The sequence below is a fragment of the Clostridium aquiflavi genome (assembly GCF_031344075.1).
Lineage (GTDB): Bacteria > Bacillota > Clostridia > Clostridiales > Clostridiaceae > Clostridium > Clostridium aquiflavi.
Map to the genome: position 1 here is coordinate 46,963 of NZ_JAVJAN010000027.1, position 8,670 is coordinate 55,632.

The window sequence follows — 8,670 nt, forward strand, 5'->3', positions numbered from 1 at the left end:
TTATTACTTTTATTTTTAAAAGTAAAGATAAAGTAAGATTTATTTCTATAATTATCTTTATAATGAAATATTTTGTTGAATTATAAGGAATATAATGTTATCATATTTAGTGTTTAACAAAATATGAATGATAATAGCACACTTATTGAAAAATAAGGTCGCAAAGCTTATGAGTCTAAGGAAAATTTATTTTCTATGATCGTCAGGTTGCCAAAATACAGTTAATTTACAATTGTATAATTTAAAATTTTGGTGTCTATGAATTCATAGATACTTTTTTATTATTTAGGAATTCATATTATGCACCATTATTTCTGCACTACGTTTGAAAAGAGTACATAGCTAAAAAGTCGGCGTTCCACAGTCTCTTAGCGACTTTTTTGTTTTAGTAGATTAAAGTGTTAGCAACTTAAAATTAATATACATTGAAAGGTAATTTAATGAATGCAAAAGAAAAAATGGATGATTAACTTTTAAGAATACGTTTTATATAAAAATACAAAAGAAAACTAATAATTTTACAGGGGGGGTGTATTTAAAGAGTTTTTTGTTATTACAAATAAGAAAATCATTTTAAGGGTAAGGAGAAAATACTTATGAAGAAAATAGATGAACTATTACAACAGATAGAAGATATTATTCAATATGGAATAGATAAAGATGGAATGATAAAAATTTTTAAAATTTTAAATTGTTCTATTCCATTTGAAATATTAGATGAAATTAAATTATATGGAGATTATTTACCTAAAGTTGCGGAAAATGGAATATCGGAGGAGAAAAGATATTTACATTTTTTATGGGATGTATTGGACAAGTCACCCATGTGTCTTATAGCTAATTTTGCAATTCCTTATAGAAGGATTTTAGCTAAAAAATTATTTAAATCTTGTGGAGAAAATTTTATAGCTGAAGAAAATGTTAGATTTAATGTACCAGATAATATTGAATTTGGTGATGATGTATTTATTAATAGAGGAACTTTTATAGATTCAAAAGGAGGAATTAAAGTTGGAAATTTTGTTGGCATAGGTGAGGGGGTAACTATACTTACTCATTCTCATAAAGAAGATAATCATTCTTTTAGAGAATATAGCGAGGTAGTAATAGAAGATTATGCAAAAATATATTCTAATTCAACAATACTTCCAGGAGTAAAAATAAAAACAAAAGGAATAGTTGCAGCGTGTTCTTTAGTTAATAAAGATGTAGGAGAAAATGTGTTAGTTGCAGGAGTTCCAGCAAAAGAATTTAGAAAAAGAAATACTTTTAATAAAGATAAAAATGAATTAAATCATGTATGGCTTCACAATAAAAGCTTTCAAAAATAAATAGTGATTTTTGAATCAAATGCTACATTTTAAAATAGATATTATTAGGAGGGTAATCATGAAGAAAAATATTAATCTTGATTTTAAGAAAACATCTGTAAAATCTAAATTAATGTTAATAATCATACCAATAGTTGCTGTTGGATTATTATTACTAACATCAATAACATATGGTTCTGCAAAAAATATGATAGAAAAAGAATTAGTTAATCTTATGTCAGAAAGGGAAGCAGAGGCTGTAAATAATATTGACACTTGGTTGAATTCAAGACTTTCAGAAGTAAAGGAAGTAGCTCAAAGTCCTATATTAGAGCGTGTTTTAGAGATTAATCCAGACTTGAACTTAGAAAATAATGATGAATCTATAGCTCTTATAGACCAGTTGAATTTATCACGTTGGACTTTTGTTAATAATACATATCCTAATGAATATGCAGCCTTACATATTTTAAATGGAATTTCAGTGAATGAATGGAAAAGTATAGAGAATTCAAATAAGCTTTTTGCAAGATATTATAATGTAAATGCAGATGAGTGTAAAACTTCTCCGTGGGCTAAAGCGGCTTTAGAAGAAAGTTTTAAAAAGTTTTCTGATAATAATGGTCCTTATGATATAATTTTAAATCCTACATATTCTGAAGCATATAAGAGAAATGTTGTTATGATGATTGCTTGGAAGAAGGATGAAATGGGAGAGGCTAAAATAGGGGCAGCATCTAGCTTAGCTATAGAAGTAGTAGAAAATAAAGTAAAAGAATTAAAATATGGGAAAAAAGGATATGGAATGTTAATAGCAGATAATGGGACATTTATATCACATCCAAATCAAGAATACGTTATGAAAGAAAATATAAATACACTAGAAGATAAGGAAATGCTAAAGTTATCATCTGCTATAAAATCACAAGATAAAGGTATAATTAAATTGGGTATGGGTACTGGAAAGAAGCTAGCATTTTATCATAAAGTACCTGTAACTAATTGGATGGTAGTGAATGTAGTATATGAAAGTGAACTTTTCTCAATTTGTACTAAACTATTAATATTAATGCTAATAATAGCAATATTAATTATAATAGCAGTTATTTTAACAATATATAAGTTTTCAACTAATATGCTTAAACCATTAACAAATATAAGTATATTTGCTGATGAAGTAGCAGCTGGTAATTTAAGTGCAAATATAAATATTAATTCAGATGATGAATTTGGAAAAGTTGCTAAAGCATTAAATAATACAGCTCAATATTTAAAAATTTATATTTCTGAAATAGATGAAGTACTAGGAAGTATTTCTAATGGAAACATTAATGTAAATGTAGAAGGTGAATATAAAGGTGATTTTGTAGGTATAAAAGAATCTTTAATAAAAATAGTATCATCATTAAATAATACATTTACTCAAATAAGAGAAGCAACACAACAAGTTTCTAGTGGATCTCAGGAGGTAGCTTCAGTAGCTCAAGTATTAGCACAAGGAGCATCTGATCAAGCAAGTTCAATAGATGAATTAACAGCATCAATTGGGGATATTAATGAACAATTAAAAGGTACAGCTAAGCATGCAAATGGAACTAATGAAATTGTAAATCAATTAGTTACATATATTGAAGATAGTAACAAACAAATGGAAGATATGTTAAGTGCTATGAGCAATATTGATGTTTCATCTAAAAATATACAAAATATAATAAAAACAATAGCTGATATAGCTGAACAAACTAATCTATTAGCTTTAAATGCAGCAATAGAAGCAGCAAGAGCAGGGGAAGCTGGTAAAGGATTTGCAGTTGTTGCAGATGAAGTAAGAATGCTAGCAGAACAAAGCTCACAAGCAGTTAAGAGAACAACAGAACTTATTAAGAACTCAATAGAATCTGTAAATGAAGGTAAAGTAATAGCAGATAATACAGCAAGCTCATTAAAAGAAGTTGTAGAACACACTAAAGGAGCAACTGAATTAGTTGTTAATATAGTTAATTTAGCAGAAGAACAATCAGAATCTCTTAATAAGATAAATGAAAGAATAGAAGATATAGCTAATGTAATTCAATCTAATTCATCAATAGCAGAAGAAAGTACGGCTGCTAGTGAAGAATTAACAGCACAAGCAGAAAGCTTAGATTACATGGTTGCACAATTTGAATTAAAAGAAGATTAGTATATTCTGTGTTTTAAGATAATGAGTTGATATTATAGTATAAAGCTCGTGGACTAAGGAATTTACTTTAAGAACTCTAAAAATAAAGCTTAGTCTAATTAATGCATGTTCCCAATGAAACATTGGGACAAGCAATTAATTCAACAAATCTTTATTAAGAATTCTAAAAAGCAAATTCCAATGCCACTACGCTAATATACTATAATATTACCTCTGTTAAAACACAGAATATTTTTGTTTATGAAATTAGCAAAGTATAGTCCAATTTTAGCTTGCTCTCAATATAAAATTGAGACAAGAGGTAAATGTGGTTATTAACAAAGAAATTCAACGTTGCTGAGTAAGTTGGAAAAGGCAAATATAAAAAAATAGTATCCAGAAGAAGTTATATTCTCAGGATACTATTTTTTTTATTGAAATTATATAATTCTAAAAAGAAGGATATAATTAAATTTTCTATTTTACAACTATATTAACAAGTCTGCCTTTTATAACAATTACTTTTATTATATTTTTACCTTCAGTAGTTGCTTTTATAGTTTCGTTTTCTAATGAAGCTTTCTTTATGCCTTCTTCATCTAAGTTTGATGGTATCATAATTTTAGCTTTTATTTTACCATTAACTTGAATAGCTATTTCAACTTCATCTTTAATTAAAGCAGCTGGATTAAATTCAGGCCATTTTTCATTAAATATAGTTGAGTTATGACCTAATAAGTTCCAATGTTCTTCAGTAAAGTGAGGGGCAAATGGTGCTAATAATTTTAAGAAATCTACTACAGTTTCTTTTAAGAATGTAGGATTTTTAGTATCAGCTTGAATATATTTATGAAGAGCATTTGTAAATTCCATAAGTCTTGCTATTGCAGTATTAAATTGCATTTTTTCTGCATCTTCACTAACACCTTTAATAGCTGTATGTCTCCAGAAGTTTAAGTCTTTTTCTTCAGAATCCATAGTAGTCTTAATATTTTCTGAAGCATTAATGATATCTCTGCATGATTCTAAAGTTCTTTCAATTCTATCTACAAATCTAGCAACAGATTTAACTCCATCATCACTCCATGCGCCACCTTCAACATATGCGAAACCGAACATTAAATACATTCTAAATACATCAGCACCAAATTCTTTAATATAGTCATCTGGAGAGATTGTATTTCCTTTTGATTTACTCATTTTTAATCCGTCTGGTCCTAAGATTAATCCTTGGTGAGTTAAGCTTAAGAATGGTTCATCAAATTTTAAGTATCCCATATCTCTCAATGCTTTAGTTATAAATCTTGCATATAATAAATGCATACAAGCATGCTCTGGTCCACCAACATATTTATCTACAGGTAACATTTTATTTATTAATTCAGGATCAAAAGGTGCATCAGTATTTTTGTTATCAGGGTATCTTAAATAATACCAAGAAGAACATACAAATGTATCTAAAGTATCCGCTTCTCTTTTTGCAGGTTTACCACAGTGAGGACAAGTAGTATTTATAAATTCTTCACATTTTCCAAGTGGTGATTTACCATCTGGAGTAAACTCAACATTATAAGGAAGTTCTACTGGTAAGTCTTTTTCAGGAACTGGAACTATTCCGCATTCATCACAGTATATAACTGGAATAGGAGCTCCCCAGTATCTTTGTCTTGAAACTAACCAATCTCTTAATCTGAAGTTAACCTTCATTTGTCCTAATTCATCTTTTTCAAGTTCACTAACAATAGCTTTTTTAGCTTCATCTGTAGTTAAACCATCAAATTTTCCTGAATTAACAAGTATTCCATGCTCACAGAATGGAAGTTCTGGTTCATCACCTTGTTTATTAGTAATAACTCTTTCTATTGGTAAATTAAATTTACTTGCAAATGCGAAATCTCTTTCGTCATGTGCTGGAACTGCCATAACACAACCAGTACCATATGTAGCTAATACATAGTCAGCAATCCATACAGGAACTTCTTTTCCATTTATAGGGTTTATGGCGTATGAACCAGTAAATACACCAGTTTTTTCTTTTGATGATGATTGTCTTTCTATATCAGATTGTTTACTTGCATCTTCTTTATATGCTTCAACAGCGTCCTTATATTCTGGAAGAGTTAATTCGTTAACTAATTTATTTTCAGGTGCTAATACAACATAAGTTACACCATTTAAAGTATCAACTCTTGTAGTAAATACATCAAACTTTAAGTCAGAATCCTTAACTTTAAATGTAACTTGTGCACCATATGATCTTCCAACCCAATGTTTTTGCATAGATTTAGTTTTTTCTGGCCAATCTAATCCATCTAATTTGTCTAATAATTCATCAGCATAATCAGTTATTTTGAAGAACCATTGAGTTAAATCTTTCTTTTTAACTTCAGAATCACATCTTTCACATAAGCCATCAACTACTTGCTCATTAGCTAAAACTGTATTACAAGATGGACACCAATTAACAGGTGCTTTTTTTCTGTAAGCTAATCCTTTTTCATAAAGTTTTAAGAATAACCATTGAGTCCATTTATAGTAATCAGGTGAACAAGTAACAACTTCATTTTCCCAATTAAACATAGCACCCATAGATTTTAATTGTTTTTCCATAGTTTCAATATTTTTAAATGTAGAATCTTTAGGATGTATACCTGTTTTTATTGCATAATTTTCAGCAGGTAACCCAAAAGCATCGAAACCCATTGGTTGGAATACGTTATAACCTTGCATTCTTTTTAGTCTTGCCCATGAATCAGTTGGCCCATAGTTAAACCAGTGACCAGCATGTAATTGAGCTCCTGAGGGATAAGAGAACATTTCAAGTGTATAAAGTTTCTTATCTAAATTTTCTGGGTTAAATTTGTAAGTTTCATTTTCTTCCCAAATCTTTTGCCATTTTTCATCGATTTTAGTACTATAATTTTCCATAATTAACCTCCAAAATAACAATGGACAATGGACAATGGACAATAGACAATGAAGGATTATATTTCTTAAGAAATATGTACAATTAAAAAATTGTAAGCTTTCTCTTTCAATGTCAATTGTAGATTGTAAATTATCAATTGAATTAATTTATTGTATAAAAAAAAGCTCTCATCTCTAAAATTAAGAGACGAAAGCAAAATTCCGCGGTACCACTCTTATTAGAAGAAAAAATATAATTTAATCTTCTCGCTTGATATTTTTAACGGATAGTTACCCGTACTTGTTTTTAACAAGTAAGCTCGTAGACAAGTTCATAATAATGTAACACTATTTCACACCATACAATAGCTCTCTAAAAGATACATTTTATTATTACTACTTCTATTCACAGCAAAATATAAAATTTAGCAATATTATATATTAAAATTTGTAAAAAAGCAAGGAGACATATTAATTATAAATATAAATACTAATCCTATTTTGACTAAGAAAATTGAATTCACATGAATTTTCTGTTAAAATCGTTACATTCGTACAAAATTGTTACTTATATTTAGGAGGTTTATATAAATGAATGAAAAAATAATAATTGGGGGTACATTTGCATTATATTTGGTAGTAATGTTATGTATAGGCCTACATTTTTATCGTCGAACTAATAATTTATCAGATTATACATTAGGTGGAAGAAAACTTGGATATTGGGGAAGTTCTATAAGTGCACAAGCTTCGGACATGAGTGGCTGGTTATTACTTGGACTTCCAGGAGCAGCTTTTTTAACAGGTTTATCAGGATCTGTATGGATGGCTTTAGGACTAGCTATTGGAACATATTTGAATTGGAAAATAGTTGCTAAAAGGCTTAGAGTAGATACTCAAAAATATTCAGATTCAATAACAGTACCATCTTATTTAGAAAATAGATTTAATGATAAATCAAGAACATTAAAATTAATTTCTTCGTTATTCATACTTGTATTTTTTATACCATATACTGCCTCAGGATTTGTGTCAGGAGGAAAATTATTTACAACAGTTTTTGGAACCCCGTATATAGTTTCTGTTATAATATGTGGATTAGTTGTTGTAAGTTATACTTTTTTAGGTGGATTTATGGCTGTATGTTATACAGATATAATTCAAGGGTTATTAATGTTTTTTACATTACTTGTATTGCCTATAATAGTTATAGTAGAAGCTGGTGGAGTAGGAAATATATTATCAACTTTTGATCCATCACTTTTAAATCCATTAGATATTGGTTTTATAACTGGATCAAGTAGTGGAACTATAGGAATGGCAGTTGTAGGAATTATTTCATCTCTTGCGTGGGGGCTTGGATATTTTGGGCAACCTCATATTATTACAAAGTTTATGGCTATAGAAAATCCAGAAGAAATTAAAATTTCAAGAAGAATAGCTACAGTTTGGGTTATAATAACACTTTTAGCTTCAACTGGTATAGGTCTTGTTGGACATTATTATTTCCCTAACTTAACAGGTGCGGATTCTGAAACTATATTTATTTTATTAGTTCACAAATGTGTTCCATTAATATTTATTGGAGTATTATTATCAGCAATATTAGCTGCAATTATGAGTACAGCTGATTCTCAACTTTTAATTATATCTTCTACAATTTCAGAGGATATTTACAGATCTATTATTAAGCCAAAAGCTTCAGATAAAGAGCTTATAGGAATTAGTAGATTGTCGGTATTAGTTGTAGCTCTTATAGCATTTTGTATTTCACTTAATCCAGATAGTTCAGTTTTAAAACTGGTATCATATGCATGGGCAGGGTTTGGATGTGCCTTTGGCCCCGTAATTTTATTATCACTATTCTGGAAAAATATCACTAGAAATGGTGCGGTAGCAGGTATGTTAATTGGTGGGATTACATCAGCAATTTGGCCAATATTTAAAAACTATTTTTCAGCACCAATATTTAATCTTTATGAAATTGTACCGGGATTTTTATTAGCTTTAATTGCTATATATGTTGTTAGTAATTTAGATATGAAAAAGCACAAAGTAAAATAGTACATATTTTTAATGTCAACTCACCTATTGCATATATTAATACATATTTAAAATATAGCTTAATAAAATCATAGTGTTTGCTTAACCTATGTTTTTATTGAAAGATATTAAGAAAATTCTCGGAATTAATATATTGATTTTGAGAATTTTTTTATTCTTTAGGAATTTATATTATTAAAAAATTTGTGGATAACTTTTAAAATAATGTGTTTTAAAGGTATTATGAGT

General features: G+C 28.5%; 4 protein-coding genes, 1 riboswitch and 1 other annotated feature. Of the genes, 3 read left to right on the plus strand and 1 reads right to left on the minus strand.

All coding sequences use genetic code 11. From position 1 onward, the window contains the following. Positions 1–125 precede the first annotated feature (125 nt). Positions 126–215, plus strand: a riboswitch (cyclic di-GMP riboswitch). Between the two features lie 381 nt (positions 216–596). Both RGC78_RS10855 and RGC78_RS10860 read left to right on the plus strand, forming a co-directional pair. Further along, a complete protein-coding gene (locus RGC78_RS10855; protein WP_309556637.1) occupies positions 597–1,331 on the plus strand; it encodes an acyltransferase in 735 nt (244 codons plus the stop codon). 58 nt (positions 1,332–1,389) lie between these two features. Continuing rightward, positions 1,390–3,492, plus strand: coding sequence for a methyl-accepting chemotaxis protein (locus RGC78_RS10860; RefSeq protein WP_309556638.1), 2,103 nt, complete (start codon positions 1,390–1,392; stop codon positions 3,490–3,492). Between the two features lie 456 nt (positions 3,493–3,948). Here the strand turns inward: RGC78_RS10860 and leuS are convergent, their stop codons facing one another. After that, positions 3,949–6,399 (minus strand): leucine--tRNA ligase, encoded by a 2,451-nt coding sequence (leuS, locus tag RGC78_RS10865; protein WP_309556639.1) that lies wholly within the window; start codon positions 6,397–6,399, stop codon positions 3,949–3,951. 180 nt (positions 6,400–6,579) lie between these two features. After that, positions 6,580–6,797, minus strand: a binding site (T-box leader). A 172-nt stretch (positions 6,798–6,969) separates the two neighbouring features. On the opposite strand from leuS, the gene putP reads away from it, so the two are divergent. Beyond that, positions 6,970–8,442 (plus strand): sodium/proline symporter PutP, encoded by a 1,473-nt coding sequence (putP, locus tag RGC78_RS10870; RefSeq protein WP_252211833.1) that lies wholly within the window; start codon positions 6,970–6,972, stop codon positions 8,440–8,442. Positions 8,443–8,670: the final 228 nt, after the last annotated feature.

Bases quoted from the DNA above. Each gene is read 5' to 3' on its own strand.
- putP (WP_252211833.1), top strand. From the start codon at position 6,970: ATGAATGAAAAAATAATAATTGGGGGTACATTTGCATTATATTTGGTA.
- RGC78_RS10855 (WP_309556637.1), top strand. From the start codon at position 597: ATGAAGAAAATAGATGAACTATTACAACAGATAGAAGATATTATTCAA.
- leuS (WP_309556639.1), bottom strand. From the start codon at position 6,399: ATGGAAAATTATAGTACTAAAATCGATGAAAAATGGCAAAAGATTTGG.
- RGC78_RS10860 (WP_309556638.1), top strand. From the start codon at position 1,390: ATGAAGAAAAATATTAATCTTGATTTTAAGAAAACATCTGTAAAATCT.